The sequence below is a fragment of the Bosea sp. ANAM02 genome (genome assembly GCF_011764485.1).
Classification (GTDB): Bacteria; Pseudomonadota; Alphaproteobacteria; order Rhizobiales; family Beijerinckiaceae; genus Allobosea.
The window spans coordinates 106,182-122,338 of sequence record NZ_AP022849.1; the positions used below are offsets into that span (position 1 = coordinate 106,182).

Below are 16,157 nucleotides of genomic sequence, written 5' to 3' on the forward strand. Positions count from 1 at the left end.
CCCTGTTTCGGGCCCGGACTAGTGATGGAAGGACAGGAGCGAGCAGATGGGTTGGATCTCCAAACGGTTCATGCGCAGCCGGGCGAAATGGGGGCGTCCCGTTTCAGCTGAGAAGCGGAAGGCACCCCTGGTAGCGATCACCTATGTGATCCGGCATCGCGAGGGGCTCTTCGACCACGATTTCGTCAAGCTCCAATGCGGGCACGAGGCAATTGCCTATGGCCGGTTGAAGGCGCGGTGCCCTCAGTGTGCCGATGAGGTTGGTCCAGGCTGCGCTTAGGGCCGCAGCGAAGCGCGAGGCTCGTCGTCCCACCATTTGTCGGCGCGCGGCGCGGGCTCGAACGGCAGCAGCGGGATCACCGCCTCCAACGCACCGAGCTCGCTTTCGAGAAAGCCGCGGCCGCAGGGATCGTTGGCGATCAGGTTGCCTCGCCTCAGCATCAGGTTCTCGCGCCGATAATCAATCGTCGGCAGGGTTTCCCGCAGGATCTTCGCGTATTCCCGAAAGCGCGGATAGCGACGGTCGAGCTTGCCGCTGGGCCCGTCGATGCCGCGAAGCGCGGCGATCGCCTGGTCGACGACCTCGTCGAGCTCGGGGGCATCGCCTTGATCAGGCAGAGGATCCAGCCGCTCCACAAGCGCAACCGCTCCGCCGTCGTCGGTCAGCAGAACATCGAGGACGACAGGAGTGTGAAGCCCGACGAACGGAGCCAGCGGGCCGGCGGCCGCGACTAACTGCCGGAAATAGCCGTCAACGCCGTTTCCAGCCCTGATCGTGTCGATGCGCCCGCGGCCATAGACGGCTGCATGATGGCCGGCGCCAATCTCGTGAAAGCCCTTCGCCTCGATCAGCTTCAGCGCGACCTCAAGATCCCGGGTGTTGCCGATGATGTCGTAGACCGTGTTCGGCATGGCCTCCCGATCGGCCTGCCGGGCAGCCAGACGAATTGGCTCGAACAGCGCCTTCGCCCTGTCGAGGGCTCGCTTGCCCTTTCCTCGATAGGACATCTCGTGCTGCCGGGCGCCTGGATAGTGGTGGCGGCTCAGGCTCTGGGCTTCTCGCAGCTTCGTGGCGGCTTCGCATGCTTCTGCATAGCAGGCTTCGTGAGCAGACGACTGCTGCTTGAGCTTCTCGATCAGATCGACCGTCCCATAGCGGCGCTCGAAGAAGTCGGTGATCTCCAGAGCTGCCGCGTAGTGCGTGCCGCGCTTGGGGCCGCCGCGCCAACCGGCCCGTTCCCGAGGCCGGCTCGTTGCGATTGGGCGCGCTTTAACTTCGGGGGCAGTCTGCGGTACCGAGGTATCCTGATAGGTGGGATCCGGATCGAAAGCCCCAACGAGAAAGGATTGCGCCGCGAGCAGATCGGGGTAGCTGGATCGAGCCGGCAGCGACCGTTCTTTTGCTTCGCCCTCGTCGAGCCTCAGGGCGACGGTGCCGTCGGGGGATTCGACCAGGCGCGCGATTTCACGACCTTCTGCCAAGGTCAGGACGCGGATATCGCCGCGGCCGTCGTCGTCGAAGGTAATCTGCACGTCTCGTCTCCGCTTTGGACCGCGATCATGCGGCGGTCCGCATTAGGAAGCCAGCAAGGGTCCGTGGACGGGGCACGGTGGCGTCACGGACGCAGCGCTGGCGTCGGCTCGACCTTCCACGGTGTCTCGTCGCCGAACTGGGCGTCGATCTCCACGAAGGAAGCCTCCGAGCGGAGCTCACCTCCCATCATGAAGGGGACGGTCGGCTTGAACCTTGCATCGATCTTCAGGTCCGTATCAAACACGGGGTAGAGCTTGACCTCGTCACCCCAGTGGTTCGTCACCTTCGAGGTCAGCCTGGTCAGCAGCTTTGCCGGGTCGTCGAAATCACTCGGTGCGCGGCGCACGCCGAAGAGGGAAGGCCTGGCAAACTCGTTCTTCGATGACGGCGCCTTCATGGGAAGCGTCGCGATCAGATGGTCGATCGTCTCGCGGGTGAGCCAGAGCTTGCCGAGATGGGCGTATCCGATGAGGCCCTGGCCCCGAAGGCGGGAACTCGAATTGGGATCGCCGGTCAGCGTGATGAGGATCGGCTCGCCCGGCATTCGCCAGCGATTTTCCGGGTCAGGCTTCTCCAGCCAGGCCGGAGCGCTGCTGCGGATCGTGTAGCCGACATCGTCGTCCCACATGTTCTGCCAGTCCGTCGCCTGGACAGAGGCCGCCTTGATTCCCAGCGAGGAGAAGATCGCCTTGATCCGCGGATAGAGGATCTCTGGATTCACCGGCTCGTGCAGCTCATAAGTCTCTTCGTCTCGGGTATCCTCATACTCGCGGTAACGGAGATGGTTCTTTCCGGAGATCACGAGGTGCCACTCGATCTCGCCATTCGCGACCGCGCGGAGCGAGAACCCGGTAGAGCCCATCACATTTGACGGAAGCCAGCCTCTCATCTCCGCCCCGTTGAGGTCGGAAGTGCGGACCAGACCATCGGCGTCGAGAGCGACGCGTAGAGCCGCGAGCGTGCGCAGAGCGTTGACCACGGCGAGGCCCTCAGAGAGCCGTCGTGGGCTGCAGCCCATTGTCGAGATTCATGGATCAACTCCTGTTCGCTGACGCGATGCTGGGAGCTGATCCTGAAAGTCACAACGCGTCGGCGGCTGCCGCTACACGATCCGGGCGTAGCGATAGTTGCCCGCGCAGGGTTGTCCGTCCGACCCCTTATGCTTCTTGGGAAAGCGCATGCTTGGATCAGTTTGCTCTCTCCCCGCTTCGAGCAATCGACCGTCCGAGATATGTCCGCAGACTGCGCAGGCATAGCGCTTTCGAGAGCTGGGTTCGTTCTGCTGCAGGCTGGCGAGACCACGCTCGATCAGCTGCAGCACAACCTGCTTTTCGGTTGGCCCGGTAGGGTCCGAAGACCGCAGCGCTTCGACCGCTTCAACGACGGCCGGCGGGGCGAGACAGCTCAGTGTGCGAGGCTTCGATACCGCGGGCGATGCGGGAGTGGGCTTTCTTCGACCAGCGGTCGCTACGCTGGGACCGTTCTCAGCCAAATAGCGGGCCGTGGCCACCATCCAGGCTGGCGGGCTCTTTGTCGCGGATTGGCCGACATAGCGCGCAAGCGTGTTTAGATGAACGGCGTGACCGCGGAGTAGAAGCTCCTGATGGAAGATGGCGATATCGATTTTTGCCGTTTCCAAGAGGGTTGTGAGTTCAGACGGTGCATCCAAGAGACGAATTCCAGCTGGATCGGAGAAGCGATACGCTGGCCAGGTTTACAGAGTGGAAACCGGGAGACCAGCGAAGCATGGGCAGCTCACTACTTCGCGTCGCCTACGCCTTCTGGGTTCTGGCGACGCCACACTTGTTTTCACCGTCAGCAGCAGAAGCGCAGGAGCGAACGCGGATCGACTTCGACGCTGTGCCCACCATCCACTTTCCCGCCGGCAGTCGCGTCGTCTCCGCCTACCCGGCTTTCGAAGACTATGCTCACATGCTCTTCGATCTCTGCGATGCGCTGAAACTTTCCAGCAAGGAATGCTCGATCTTCCCGATGAACGCGAAGCTCGGAGGCAACGCTCTGGCGACGCTCGTCGATGGCAACCGGATCATCGTCTATGATCGCGAGCTCTCTGGTCAGGTTGGCTACGACGGTGCGGAGATGATCATCGCCCATGAGCTTGGGCATCATCGCTGTGGCCATCTCGGAAAGGCGGCCGACACCACGCACGAGCTCCAGGCAGACGCCTTCGCCGGCGCGGCAGCTCGTCTTCGCGGGAAGACTCTGAAGGATGCCCTCTCAGCTGTCCCTCTGTTCTCGAAACGACCCGGGCGGACCCATCCATCCAGCGCTGCCCGTGTTGCGGCGATCACCGCGGGCTGGAACAATCCAGAGGCTGGACGTGCTTGCCGGTTGCCAGACTAGAGGTGCCAAAACGCGGCCTTGTCGTAGGCAAGCCGATCCGGAAGAGTCCTTGCAGATCTGCGAGGCCTTCCATGACCCATACCGATTCCGATCCGGACTTCATTGAATTCAAGTTCGGCACCTTCGAGAACGCGACGGCGGCCGAGAAAGCCTTTCCTCTGACCTTCGTGTCGCTCGGCTCCTCGATCGCCCTGCGAGCTGGCGTCGTCGACGATATGGGCGACGGGATCCGTGAGCGCCTTCGGGGCCTGGGCCTGGAATGGACCGAAGCTCCTTCCTCGCTGACCGAGGAGGACATGTGGCCGAGCGAGCCCAGTGATTCCGACGACGAGGATGACGACCTCGACGAGGATCTCAAGGAGGCTCCGAGCGCCTTCTCGCCCTGATCCCTGGATCGCGCACTAACCCTTGAAGCTCGGCGGAACCCATGATCCCAGTCGACTGCCCTGATTATCGCCCCGACTCCAGGATGCCGTTTGGCACACCGGAAAAGCGCAATGCTTACCGTGAGGCGGTGCGAAATCACGACTGGGTGAGGCTTGACGCGATGTCTATCCGCACGGATGCACGCCGGTTCTTGAAAGAGGAGGCCAACCCAAACCTTCAGCGCAGCAAAGCGACCGGGAAAGTCGGCGTTCGGCTCACCGAAGAATGGCGTGTCCCGTTCATCAAGGGGATCGATCAGCGACTTGAGTTCTTGGCGAAGGGCCAGGAGCTCGCAAGGGCGCAAGGCTATGAAGAGGTATACTCAGAACGAACTGGCTCCTTGACCGTCTGGGAAGTCCCTCTTCCGTGCACGTCCGGTGGGCATTTCGACGTCGTGTTCAATCAGAAGGGAACAGAGGTCTATTGGTTCGGCCACCTTCCCGGATACGAATCCTTGTATCGCAGCCGATACCACGCAATTTCGTTCGACGCCCGCGGCCATGTCGTCGATATTTCACCGTCCATCTTGCACGATCATATGGGAGTAGCCCGCGGCGAAGCCGGACTCACAAACTATGTCCAGAGCCTCTCCAAAATGATGGAGAGCTACGTCGCGGAACACCTCGATTCCTTCAGCCGGGTTGCAGAGGCCAGGATCGGCCGCGAGATCAAGGCGCTGCAGGTTGCCAGGAAGGCACTCGCCGCCGGCGTGCTTGAGATGAAGATGCCTCCGTGGCTCCACGCGGAGATATCGCGTCTCTATCGCTCAGAAAAGAAGAGCCAGCCCTTGGCTTCGAATTGCGGCATGGTTTCACACATCGCCTTCAATCGCAGTGCGTTGCACATCCGAACCCGATCTGGATACGAATTCAAAATTAAGGGAGAGGCCACGTTGCTCGATCACGGGCGTTCCGAGGCGTTTTGGCCTGAGCCTGACGATTGGGCCGCAATCGGAGAGGCCCGGCACGATCAGATCCAGAAGGTGGGGCTGGCGTCCAACGGGTCGTTCGAGATCGAATTCGGTTCCGGCGTTAGGGTGGTAGCCGAAGGCTTGGAGATCGTAGCCAAGCCCGCTGACCCGAAGGCGGACGCCTGGGCGAAGACGGTCGAGCGGATGGCGCTCGGTTTTGAGGCCATGGCGACCCACATCCGCCCGGTCTCTGACGGTGAACTTGATGGTTTCGAGTTTTGGATCAGTTCTTCTCAGATTGAGGGCCGTAGGCGTTTAACATCGGGTCCAGCTGAGCAGCTTGGGTTCCGATTGCTTACGGCTGAAGGCGGTAGTCTCAAAATGGTTAGGCTGCCTTGGACTGCGCCTGGTTCCTCTGACGCCGTCAAACGGGACCAGAGCAGCTTTCTCGGCACAGCGCTTCGAATGGCAGGTCTTCTAGAAGATAAGTTCCCGAAACGAACTCTCGAACGAGAGTATATTCGCACAACGCTTTCGCGCCTCGATGGAGACGCGCTGAGCCTGTTGAAGGCTGTGCGGTCCTACGACACACCCGCTTACAATATCGCGCGCTCCCTTCCAGCTGATGCGCCTTTTCGCGCAGCGGTGGAGAAATCACCTATGCTTGGAGCGATTCTGACCCACCGCGCCCATGCAGAAATGAACGGTGGCGCGTACCTGAATGATCCGACGCTGTCCGATGATCCAATTGGCGCGTTCGCTCAACAGGCTGCCGACTTCGCGGGCCACAAGTGGCCGGGCCTTGAATTCGACACCCGCCGCGCTCGCGCGGTCATCGAAGCGATTGGAAATGTCGTGGTTCTCTACGACCTTGGCTTGCTGCCCTGGCATGTGGCGTTTCTTACATATGCCCCGGATGCGGCATTGCCGAAGACGCCCGAGCAGATGAAGGCCGCTATGGGATTCATCGAAGCCGCAACATTCATTTTCGACGAGGGCTTTATCGCGCCAGGTGATTTTTACCGCGAGCTTTCGGAGAACGGGAATGACTGGGGAATTTACGACGAAAACGGCCAAAGCGCGCTCTGGGTAAAGAGTCTTCCAAACGAGATCGGGAACTGCGTCGCATCGCAATTCCTTTCCGAAAATGGGATCGAGCCGGAAGCGGATCACAACGAGGATTGGGGGGTTGGTCGCGAAATTTATGCGTCGATCGGCGCCGGCAAAGGCTTCCTTGAGGCGCTCGAACTGAGAAACAAGTGGGATGATGATCTCGACGCTGCGATCCCGGATCGATACTCAGTCCTCCGCGAGAAGCTATTGCCCGAGTGGGCCGCCGAGTTGGAAGTGACTGCGCTTCTCGCCCGGTACGGTTTTTCGCGCGATGATGGTCGAGACGGTCCCGGGTTTGTTCGGCCTGGTGTCGAACAAGCTTCCCGATCTCCTGGGTGGTAACGAACCTTGTGGTGGACGAGCCGATCCGCTCGTCGACCCGCACACTTGTTCCTTGCCTCCGAAATAAAGCACGATCACCTAGCAATTCCTGCGAGGGCGCCATGACCGATCATCACTACACCGTCGTTGGCCGCTGGCCCTTTCCCCCCGAGATGCCGGGGCATGATCGATCCGAGCCCGCGACGCCGGAAGACGCCGAGAAAATACGACTGCTGTCGCGTCCTCATGTTTCCAATCGAGCCGAGCTCGACGAGGAGGTCAGCATCAACCTGGTGATGCGGGATTGCGGCCGCTGGCGTCCGAACACTGCGCGTTGGGAAAGCTTCGATTGGAAGGTGCCCGGCGACAAGCTTTACGCCGCGATGAAGGCAGACCGGGCCGAACATGCCAAGCGTGTTGCTGACCTGAAGAGCGGTCTCGCGAAGCTCTCGCCGGACGAGCTTGAAGCCCTCGAATACCATGGCTTCCAGCGCCCCGGAATGTGACGAGCATCGGTAGGCATGTTCCTCGGCGACTTCAGCCGTGTCGATCGCCTCCAGTCTATCGAGATCCGTGAGCGCGGCTAGGCCTGCGGTCATGGACGGCCTGTCGGCGCTGAAGCCGGGCCACTGCCTTCGCTAAGGTCACTGTGCCCGTACAAATTAGATTGTCATCCCCTCGAAGCAGCCGTCAACTCTTGAAAGCACCAATGAAGTGCTTTATATCTCAGACATGGTCTCGAAGCTTCAATCCACGATGGCTTTATCACTGTCCCCGTCAGCTGACGATCGCGCGGCACTTAACGCGACCCTGACAGCGTACCGGCGCGCGATGGAGATCCTGGACGGTACGAAAGGAGCCAACCTCGTCGCGCTTCACGAGGAGGCGTACGAGGAGATACGGGCCCAGACGGGACTGCCATCGCGCATGGCCACGCTCGCCTTGCGAGATCATAGCCGCCGCATGTCCGGTCTGCCGGTCCACGATATTCCGCTGGATTCCAAACTGTTCGCGGTGAAGGGCCCAGACATCCTGAGCATTTCGACCGTTGCTGGTCGAGTGGTCGTTCCCTTCTCGGTCGAGGGTTATCGCAGCGGCTGGGAGGACTTCGCTGAAGCGCGTCTGTGCTTCAGCGGCACCTCAATTAACGTTGTCGTCGGCGTCCAGGCCGGCCTCCATCAACAGAAGGAGAGCACGATGTCCAATGAAGGAATTCTCGCCCGCCTCGGACGCGTCATCGCCGGGGTCGTCAACAGCGCCGTCGATGCGGCCGAGGGCGCTACGCCAACGGCCGTTGCTCAGCAGGCGGTCCGCGAGATCGACAAGATTTCGGAGGAAGCCCGAGCTGCTCTTGGCGTCGCCGTGGCAGCTGGGCACCGTCTCAAGGCGAAGGCGGACGATCTGGACGCGGAGATACGTGATCTCGACGAGAAGATCAGGACCGGCCTCGAAAAGGGTCGCGAAGATCTCGCCCGAGCCGCCACCGGCGTCCAGCTCGACCTGGAGGCGCAGCGCACCGCGCTCGCCAAGGCGATTTCTGATAACGCCGGCGAGATCGGCGAAGCCGAAGCTGCCCTGCGCAGCATCGCCTCCGCCCGCGCAGACGCCATGAAGCGCCTCGACGACGCCAAGCGGGCCGAGCGCGCCGTCGCTGCAAGCGACCCGGCTACCCCATCACAGCGCAACGATCAGCGCCTCGCCGCAGCATTAACTGCCGTCGAACGCGTGACCGGCGTGCCGGCCAAGCCGATGGCAGGCGCTTCCGAGGTGGAGGAGCTCGGTCGCATGCAGCGCGAGGACGCGATCGAGGCCCGGCTCAAGGCGTTCAAGGAGGGGCAGCGCTGATGTCGTCAATCATCCAGCCGGGCACCGGGCCTTTCTGGGTGGCGCTCATGGTCGTCGCCGGCCTCGGACTCGTCGAACTCCTGTCAGTCCTTCTCGGTGCTTCGGCGTCTGGCCTGATCGACGATGGCCTTGGGCATCACGGCCCGGGTGAGCACGAAGCCGGAATGCTCGGCGGCTGGATGTCGTGGCTCAATGCTGGCGGCGTACCGATCCTGGTTCTGGCGGTCATCCTGCTCTCGGCTTTCGCAGTGTTCGGCTTCGCCATCCAAGGAGTGTTTGGAGCGGTTCTTCGCCCGCTCTCGGCTACGTTGGCGGTTCCCGTTGCTCTGTTTTTGGCGATCCCCACGACCCGTTGGGTCAGCCGCGGTCTCGCGAGGGTCATTCCCCGCGATGAGACCTCGGTCCTCAGCCAGGAGGAGTTCATCGGCCTGGTCGGCATGGTGACGCTCGGACCGCTCGATCAGGGGAAACCCGGCACTGTCCGGGTCAAGGACCGTCACGACAACATTCACCTCCTGCGCGCCCAAGCAGCGCAGGGTCATTTCATCGAGACAGGTGCCGCTGTCCTTATTGTCGACGGCGCCGACGGATTGTTTCAGGCCATTCCTGCTCCGCTGGAACTTGGCCGCACAGATAGCCACGGGGGCTGACCATGGATTTCGTTTCTCTGGGAATTATTGCCGGCGTCATCGTCACGGCAATCGTCGTCATCGGCGTCATCATGACGTCGCTCTACACCCGCTCAACCCGGGACAAGGCCTATGTCCGCACCGGCCTCGGCGGCAAGAAGGTCGTGCTCGACGGCGGCTCCGTCATCCTGCCGATCTTCCACTCGTATTCCTGGGTGTCGCTCAGCACGCTGCGCCTCGAGGTCAAGCGTGCCGAGAACGAGTCGCTCATCACCAAGGACCGGATGCGTGCCGACATCACCGCCGAGTTCTATGTCCGCGTGAAGCCGGATGCGGAAAACATCGCGCTCGCTGCCCAGACGTTGGGCGATCGCACGAACGATGCCGATGCGCTGAAGGCGCTGGTTGAGGCGAAGTTCGTCGACGGTCTGCGCTCGGTCGCGGCGACCATGTCTCTGCGCGACCTGCAGGAGCAGCGCGCCGAGTTCGTGAAGTCGGTACAGGCTGCTGTGGCGCATGACCTGCAGTCGAACGGACTCGAACTGGAATCCGTCTCGCTGACCAGGCTCGACCAGACCGACATCAAGCACTTCAACCCGAACAACACCTTCGACGCCGAGGGCCTGACCGCGCTCACCAAGATCACCGAGGAACGCAAGCGCGAGCGCAATCAGATCGTGCGCGACAACGAGGTCGAGATCGCGACCAAGGACCGCGAGGCCTCGCTGCGCCGGCTGACGATCGAGCGCGAGCAGCGTGACGCTGAGCTGACGCAGGAGCGCGACATCGCCAACAAGACCGCCGAGACCCGAGCCGAAGCCGCCAAGGCCGAGCAGCTCGCGCGACTGGCCGAGGAAACTGCGCGCCTCGACGCAGAGCGCGGCATTGCCGAGCGTGACTCCGAAGCCCGCCAGGCCCGCGAGTCCGCCCGGATTGCGGCAGAGCGCGGGATTGCTGAGCGCGAGGCCGAGGCGCGCAAGATCACTGAAACCGCCCGCATCGAAGCTGCCATTGCGGTCGCTCAGAAGACCGAGGAGGAGCAGGCGGCACGGGCGAAGGCCGACGCCGCGAAGGCCGCCGCCATCACCGCCGAGGAACAGGTCACGACTGCCCGCGACGTCGAGATCGCCGAGCGTGCCAAGCGCATCGCCGTGATCGACGCCCGCAAGGATGCCGAGCAGCAGGCCACGGCTGTCACCGTCAAGGCCGAAGCAGAACGTCAGGCGGCCGAGGATCTCGCTGCCGCGGTCAAAATCCAGGCGGAAGCGGAGGCCGAGGCGGCCAAGATCCGCGCTACCGGTGTGATCGAGCTCGGCGAGGCGCAGGCTCGCGCTGAACGGGCCAAGAACGAGGCCCGCAACGCACTCTCTGCCAACATCATCGACTTCGAGCTGGCGAAGGCGCGCGTCGACATCATTCCGGAAGCGCTGGCGCAGGCGATGAAGCCGATCGAGAAGATCTCCGATATCCGCATCTTCAGCGCCGGCGGGCTCGCGGGCGCCCTCGGCAATGGCTCGGGCGAGCAGAACGGCAACTCGATGGGCGATCTCTCCAGCCAGCTGCTGAGCTTCACGGCGCAAAAGCCGATCCTCGACGAGATCCTGTCCCAGGCCGGTTTCAAGGGCGCCGACCCGACGCAGGCGCTTCTTGCGGCTTCGGTCGGCGGCGCCACTGGAGCGCGCCATGCCGCGCCCCCGGCGGCCAAGCCGGATGGAGCCGCAAAGCCGTCGACCAATTGATGGGTTCCGGTGAGCCGTGGGGACGCGGCTCACCGCCGATCATTGACAAGCGCCATCGAAGATTTTCGGCAAGGCCCCGTACCACTCCTTGTAGCACGGGGAACGCCTTTCCAGGTTCCGGATATGCGCGCGCGCCAGCGCTCCCAGATCGTCCGGCAACCCCATCAGCAGCGCCTCTTGAAAGGCCTCGTATGCTCCCTTGAGGTATGGGCTCCCGGTCAGAACCTGTGCGTGTCCCCAGTACAAGATCGCAGTGGCGTTTTCAGAATCTAGGTCGAGCCCTTCCCGGAAGATTTTTTCCGCATCACCCGGCGCACTCGATAGCTTCGCATACCCTTTTTCGAAAAGCAGACGGGCCTGCTCCCGCCTCTCTGCGACCGCGCATTTCATCGTTCTCTCAGCCGTGTTCGCCTGCAGGAAGGCGTCCTGTAAGCGAAGATCAGTAGGCGACTTCACCAAAGTCTTCGCGCTCTCGAACTGGAACCGCCATAGGTCAGAGCGAGGGGCAACCACCCAAACAGGCATCCCGTCGGTGAAAAGCTCCAACACGAACCGGTCGCCTGATGCTGTGATTGAGCGAAACGGCGCGAGAAACTGTTTCGTGGTCGAAAAGTAGACATTGAGGCGGTTCCGGTCGCTGTAGATGGTGACCTCGGTTGGGACGTAGACGAACGTCGTCCCAGCGGGGATCTCACATCGCTCGGATGTTTCCGCGCGGACGGCGGATGCCGTAGCCAGGAAAAGGCCGGCGACCCAAGTCAATAATGTGATCGAACGGATGAGCACGTCAGGGAACGCTGCACGTCACATCGTAGGCGGTCGGATAGGTCCTGTTTGTGTAGTTGATGAAGCTCTCTCCCTCCGACATGTGTTCGGTGTGCTCAATGCAGACCCGACCGCAGCTTTGCCATCTGAATGAAATTTTGACCCCGCTGCACGACTGAACGAATTTTGACGCCAGCTGTTCGGAGCTCTTTCCCAGCTCTTTTACGGTGATGCATCCCGCGGGGTTCGGAGGACAGACGATTGGCGGCTCGCCACCTTTCCTTCCTCGCTTGCTCCGATCGACAGCTTCGGACGCGGCAGCGGGCATATGCCTTGGCGCCGCTTTGGATGCATCGGCGCCCTTTCCGAAGGGATTCTCTGCGGGCAGTTTCACGGCATCCTTCTGGCCGGAATAGAGCTTGTCGATCATTCGATCGTACTCTTTTTGGATGTCCTCGGACTGCCCCTGGAATATGTCCTTGGCAGCAGATGTGCCCGGCGGTATCGGGTCGCAATACCAATACCATTCGGGATAAATGACTCCTCGCACAACGCCATTTGAACAATTTGCTTGAGCTTCCTCTCTCGTGCGGTACTGCGTCGAATAGCTAGCCTTCGGCGCCGCTGCTTCGCAAAGCCATACGGCGGGACAACCAGGCATCGCGATTTTCCGCATTCCAGCCTGGCAACTTGCCTTCGCCTGGTCCTCAGTCCCGAAAACCGTTTCCTTGTTCGGGCGAGTGCATAGTGGCAACAGCTCGACGGCTGACTGCGCAGTCCGCAACGGTTCCGCCAGTGCGGCAGCAGGCGCTGCGAGCACCGCGATGCCCAACCAGGCTCCGGCCTCGACACCCGCAGCGCTCTTTCGGCACGGTTCCAGCACAGCCTTCAAGTAGGTGATCGCGCCTCGCTTCTGACGCGGCGGTGACCGGAGGCGGGCCAAGCGAGACATCTCGCCCACCTCAGAACGGAATCGTTGGGAGCGTTGCGTCGGCCTGGACATCGAGGAGCGCTTCAACCACTAGCGCCTGCTCGGTCGGCGCTACCCGGCCCAACTTCGCTTCGATCTTTTTGACGTTGACCAGCACGCCTTGGGTCTGCTTCGGATCCGCGAGGATGGTTTTGGCCTTGGCGATGGCCTCGTCGATCTCTTTCCCGAACTCGACCTTCGAGTGCTCCTGGAGAGCTTGGACCAGCTGGGTGTTGAGCGCGGCCGTGAGAAGCGACCAGAGCTGATTGTCGATCGCCCGCGTCAGCTTGATGTCGGCCAGCGTGAGAGATCGGCCGTCGGCGGCCGGCGTCGGGTTGGTCGTCAACCAGACGGTCCCCTTGGCGTCGAAGATACGCCCCGGAATGCTCGCCTTGAACTTCGCTCCGACGGCGAGCCTGTCGCCGCTGGGATAGATCTCGACCTCGTCCACATCGACCTTTACAGCCCCCGCAGGCGTGTCGGCGACGATCGGTTTTTTCGCGAGCTGAGCCTTGATCTGATCGTTCACGACCTTGTTGATGGTCGGATAGTCGGCCGAAAGAGGAAGCGCCACAGAGAGCATCCCAGCAGGATCCGCGATCGGCCTGTTGGGAGGTAGAGGGCCGGCAGGTCCGGTGTCACCCTTCTGCGTTGATGCCCCGACATCGGCATCGAGACGCGCGAGCAAACGCACGCCCGCGTCCTCCGCAATGATTCCGGGGCTAGCGAGCGCCCGCGGCGTGACATTCACGAACATCGGCGGCATGCCCTTCTGCGCCGGCAGCGCGATAGACTGCTTCTGCCACACCTTGTCGAGGGCGTTGCGAACTGGCTCGCAAGGGATCTTGGAATTGATGTCTTCCACCTGCTCGGCGATCTTTGCCTGGATGAGTGGCGTCAGCAGACTTCCCACCGGGAGATCCCACGGGCCGACGCACAGATCCAAGCCGTGACCAACTCCCACGCAGCTTTTCCCGATGATCTGGATCGAAGCAGGCGTGTTCCAGCTGAAGCTCGCCGACGGATTCGTGATCTTGGGGCAGAATTTTTCATCAAGGATCACCTTCCCTGAAGCGCCCGCAACGAACGACCCGGAAAAGTTCTTCCCACCCAGGCTGAGCGCCTTCGCAATGTCACCGCCGACTCCCGCCTGTCCGGAAAACTGAACGGGGATACTAACGGTGATGCCGTCCCCAGCCTTCGCGACATCTATGCTCCCGCTTCTAGAAGCGTTGAGGCTCCAGTTCACATCGAGGCATCCGTCGAAAAGAGTGATGCCGAACTCGATCTTCTTGCAGGCAGCCTGTATCTGTCCGCTGGCGGGCTGCGCGAACTTGTCGACCGCCTTGTTCGCGGCGTCCTTCAAGGCCTGATAGGGAAGCATGACACTCGGCTGGATAGTGCTTCGCCGCGGGTCGAAGGAAGCGACGGTGGCCTTTCTGGACGGCTGCTCTGAGTACGTCTTCTCCCAGGACCTGTACCAATCCCAGCCGACGTAGCCTGCGGCGAGAACGGCGATACCAATCCCCCCGAGGAGGATCTTGTTGGGCCCGCGTTGCGGCGGCTCCTCAGGGATCAGCGGCCCAGAAACCGCGAGGTCTTTCTCAATCTCGTTGCCAACCTCTCTGCCTTCGAGGATGACATCTTGATCCTGGAGCTGTGCTCTATCTCTCGGATCGTATCCGTCTCCTGGATCGTTCGTGCCCGAGCCAACATGTGTCATGCCCATTCCCCTTGGTCACCCAGGACAACTATTGGTTGCCGATTGAGGGAATGCAAGCTGAACTCAGCACGTCCTATAGTCGAGGGACGTCAGCGGACCGGCTGCGGGTTGGCCTCTAGTGAAGCTTGGGCATTGCGGAGCAGATCTAGCGTCAGCGCTTTCGCGATTTGGGGCCCGATGGGCTGGTCATTGATGACGTCGCCGAAGTGGAGCGCATTGATCAATCCTCTCGCCGCTTCGGCACTGCCGACGCTCTTCCCGCACAATTCGAGAACCGCGTCGATCGAGGTGATGATGCTGCGCATCTGCCGCAGCGGCGACGGGGTCTGCCAGAGACGAAAAGACTCGCGCCCGAAGCGCATGGGCTCGTAGATGACCCATTGGCCGTTTATCGGGCTCTCTTCGATCTTCGAGCCTTCCGGCGCCAGCAAGGCATGCAGAACGCGGGCGTCGAGCTCCTGGCTCTCGCCTTCGAAGGCTGAAATGCGGGCGATGAGATGGTCGAAATCGTCGCTGGTCATGGGTATGTCTCGGGGGTTTCCGGGGGCGGGTCAGCCCGGCGTCGGGCCGGAATCGCGATTCTTGCGATGCTCGATAGCCTGCGCTTGCAGAGCATGGAGGCAGCGTGTCGTTGGCCATGGGTCGGTTGAGAATAGCCGTTCGACGGTTTCGGCAAGAGCGTCGTGGCCGCTCTCCTTCATCCGCGCGACCGCTCTCTGCACGTCGTCATCGTTCCAGAGGACCGGCTTCTCGTCGAAGACCTCGTCCGGAAAATCCCGCCCACAAGCGTCGCATATCGCTTCATAGACCTCATTGAGGCGCGCCGTAGCGCGAACCCTTCGAGCTGCCTTGTCGAGGTCGTCGCGGACTGCGAGGGCATCCAGATACCTCCCAGCGCGCTCGACGGCCGCGTCGTTCACGATCGCCAAATCTTCGGAGGTCGGACGCCCGTCCTTCCAGAGAACCGCTTGCAGCGCCGCGATGCGCTCGGGCACTTCCGGCGCGAAGTCGATCTCGATCGCCGGCGCATTGGGCCGAGAGAGCGTCGTGTACATCCCGATCAGGACTTGGACATCGACGGGCTCGTTCGGGATCTGAGCGATGATCCGATTTCGCCCCTCCGTTACGATCGTCGTCAGCCCATCGAGGCGGTCGGAGCCAAAGAAGGCCGCTTGCCCCAACAACTCCTCCCAGGTCTTCGTCCCAATGAGTCCCGGTAGGATCGGATATCCAGAGGACGCCGCGTACTTCACTTCGTAAAGAGGCGCCTCCTCCTTCTCGTCGTACGCCAAGAGCTCATCGTCATCGACCTCGCCGAGGGCGTTGATGTGGGCGTCCTGGATGCAGACGGGCCTCAGGAGGTCGAGCAGAAGGCTCCGGTAGGCGCCGGCGATCCGGAGCTGCTCTTCCCGAGGGATTGGCTCCGGCTTGAACGGCGTTCGCTCTGTCGTCGTGTAGATGGTGAAGGTGAAGTGGTTGCCGTTAACGCTCGGCAGCACATGGATGACGATGTCAGGCTCCGGCGTCGATAGGAGCCAGGCGGCCGACAGATCCTTGTAAGGGTCGCTAGCGCGGGACGGATAGCCAAAGCGCCGATGCAAATAGGTGAACAACGTCGCGTAGGTGACGGCCTTGAGGGGCGTGGCGTCCGCGATCCGGTCTTCGAGAACTTCCCCGAAAACCTCGTCCATCGTCCCGTGCGGGGCCGATTGCAGCACGGAATAGAGACGGCAGTTCGGCGAGACGACCGCGGCCTGAAAGGAAGGGGAAGGCAGCATGCTCATTGGATGTGAATTTCTCGGGTAAAGCGCGAGCTTG

14 protein-coding genes are annotated in these 16,157 nt (G+C 61.9%); 7 read left to right on the forward strand and 7 right to left on the reverse strand.

Annotated elements, in window-relative coordinates; all coding sequences use genetic code 11:
- Positions 1–276 precede the first annotated feature (276 nt).
- Both OCUBac02_RS24210 and OCUBac02_RS24215 read right to left on the reverse strand, forming a co-directional pair.
- Positions 277–1,533: a hypothetical protein gene (locus OCUBac02_RS24210; RefSeq protein ID WP_173050027.1), complete on the reverse strand. Its 1,257-nt coding sequence runs from the start codon at positions 1,531–1,533 to the stop codon at positions 277–279.
- Positions 1,534–1,616: 83 nt separating this feature from the next.
- Positions 1,617–2,513 (reverse strand): hypothetical protein, encoded by an 897-nt coding sequence (locus OCUBac02_RS24215; RefSeq protein WP_173050028.1) that lies wholly within the window; start codon positions 2,511–2,513, stop codon positions 1,617–1,619.
- A gap of 767 nt (positions 2,514–3,280) precedes the next feature.
- Between OCUBac02_RS24215 and OCUBac02_RS24220 the strand changes: the two genes are divergently transcribed.
- The 7 genes from OCUBac02_RS24220 to OCUBac02_RS24250 all read left to right on the forward strand — a co-directional run bounded on the left by OCUBac02_RS24220 (position 3,281) and on the right by OCUBac02_RS24250 (position 10,881).
- The gene (locus tag OCUBac02_RS24220; protein WP_173050029.1) at positions 3,281–3,898 is read left to right on the forward strand and encodes a M48 family metalloprotease; all 618 of its coding nucleotides are present in this window, start codon (positions 3,281–3,283) and stop codon (positions 3,896–3,898) included.
- A gap of 71 nt (positions 3,899–3,969) precedes the next feature.
- Positions 3,970–4,284: a hypothetical protein gene (locus OCUBac02_RS24225; RefSeq protein WP_173050031.1), complete on the forward strand. Its 315-nt coding sequence runs from the start codon at positions 3,970–3,972 to the stop codon at positions 4,282–4,284.
- 41 nt (positions 4,285–4,325) lie between these two features.
- Positions 4,326–6,689 carry a hypothetical protein gene (locus OCUBac02_RS24230; protein WP_173050033.1) on the forward strand — a complete coding sequence of 788 codons (2,364 nt, stop codon included), beginning with the start codon at positions 4,326–4,328 and terminating at the stop codon, positions 6,687–6,689.
- Positions 6,690–6,790: 101 nt separating this feature from the next.
- Positions 6,791–7,174 (forward strand): hypothetical protein, encoded by a 384-nt coding sequence (locus OCUBac02_RS24235; protein ID WP_173050035.1) that lies wholly within the window; start codon positions 6,791–6,793, stop codon positions 7,172–7,174.
- Between the two features lie 226 nt (positions 7,175–7,400).
- A complete protein-coding gene (locus OCUBac02_RS24240; protein ID WP_173050037.1) occupies positions 7,401–8,513 on the forward strand; it encodes a PspA/IM30 family protein in 1,113 nt (370 codons plus the stop codon).
- A complete protein-coding gene (locus OCUBac02_RS24245; RefSeq protein ID WP_173050039.1) occupies positions 8,513–9,163 on the forward strand; it encodes an OB-fold-containig protein in 651 nt (216 codons plus the stop codon). The genes OCUBac02_RS24240 and OCUBac02_RS24245 overlap by 1 nt, the downstream gene beginning before the upstream one ends.
- Before the next feature lie 2 nt (positions 9,164–9,165).
- Positions 9,166–10,881, forward strand: a complete 1,716-nt coding sequence (locus OCUBac02_RS24250; protein WP_173050041.1) for a flotillin family protein — start codon at positions 9,166–9,168, stop codon at positions 10,879–10,881.
- Between the two features lie 39 nt (positions 10,882–10,920).
- Here the strand turns inward: OCUBac02_RS24250 and OCUBac02_RS24255 are convergent, their stop codons facing one another.
- From OCUBac02_RS24255 to OCUBac02_RS24275, 5 genes are all read right to left on the reverse strand, one after another.
- On the reverse strand, positions 10,921–11,667 hold the full coding sequence (locus OCUBac02_RS24255) for a hypothetical protein (protein ID WP_173050043.1): 747 nt from the start codon (positions 11,665–11,667) through the stop codon (positions 10,921–10,923).
- Position 11,668: 1 nt separating this feature from the next.
- The gene (locus tag OCUBac02_RS24260; RefSeq protein ID WP_173050045.1) at positions 11,669–12,538 is read right to left on the reverse strand and encodes a hypothetical protein; all 870 of its coding nucleotides are present in this window, start codon (positions 12,536–12,538) and stop codon (positions 11,669–11,671) included.
- A 70-nt stretch (positions 12,539–12,608) separates the two neighbouring features.
- A complete protein-coding gene (locus OCUBac02_RS24265; RefSeq protein ID WP_173050047.1) occupies positions 12,609–14,339 on the reverse strand; it encodes a DUF4403 family protein in 1,731 nt (576 codons plus the stop codon).
- An 89-nt stretch (positions 14,340–14,428) separates the two neighbouring features.
- A complete protein-coding gene (locus OCUBac02_RS24270; protein WP_173050049.1) occupies positions 14,429–14,860 on the reverse strand; it encodes a hypothetical protein in 432 nt (143 codons plus the stop codon).
- A gap of 30 nt (positions 14,861–14,890) precedes the next feature.
- Complete coding sequence (locus OCUBac02_RS24275) at positions 14,891–16,123, reverse strand: hypothetical protein (protein WP_173050051.1); 1,233 nt, start codon at positions 16,121–16,123, stop codon at positions 14,891–14,893.
- Positions 16,124–16,157: the final 34 nt, after the last annotated feature.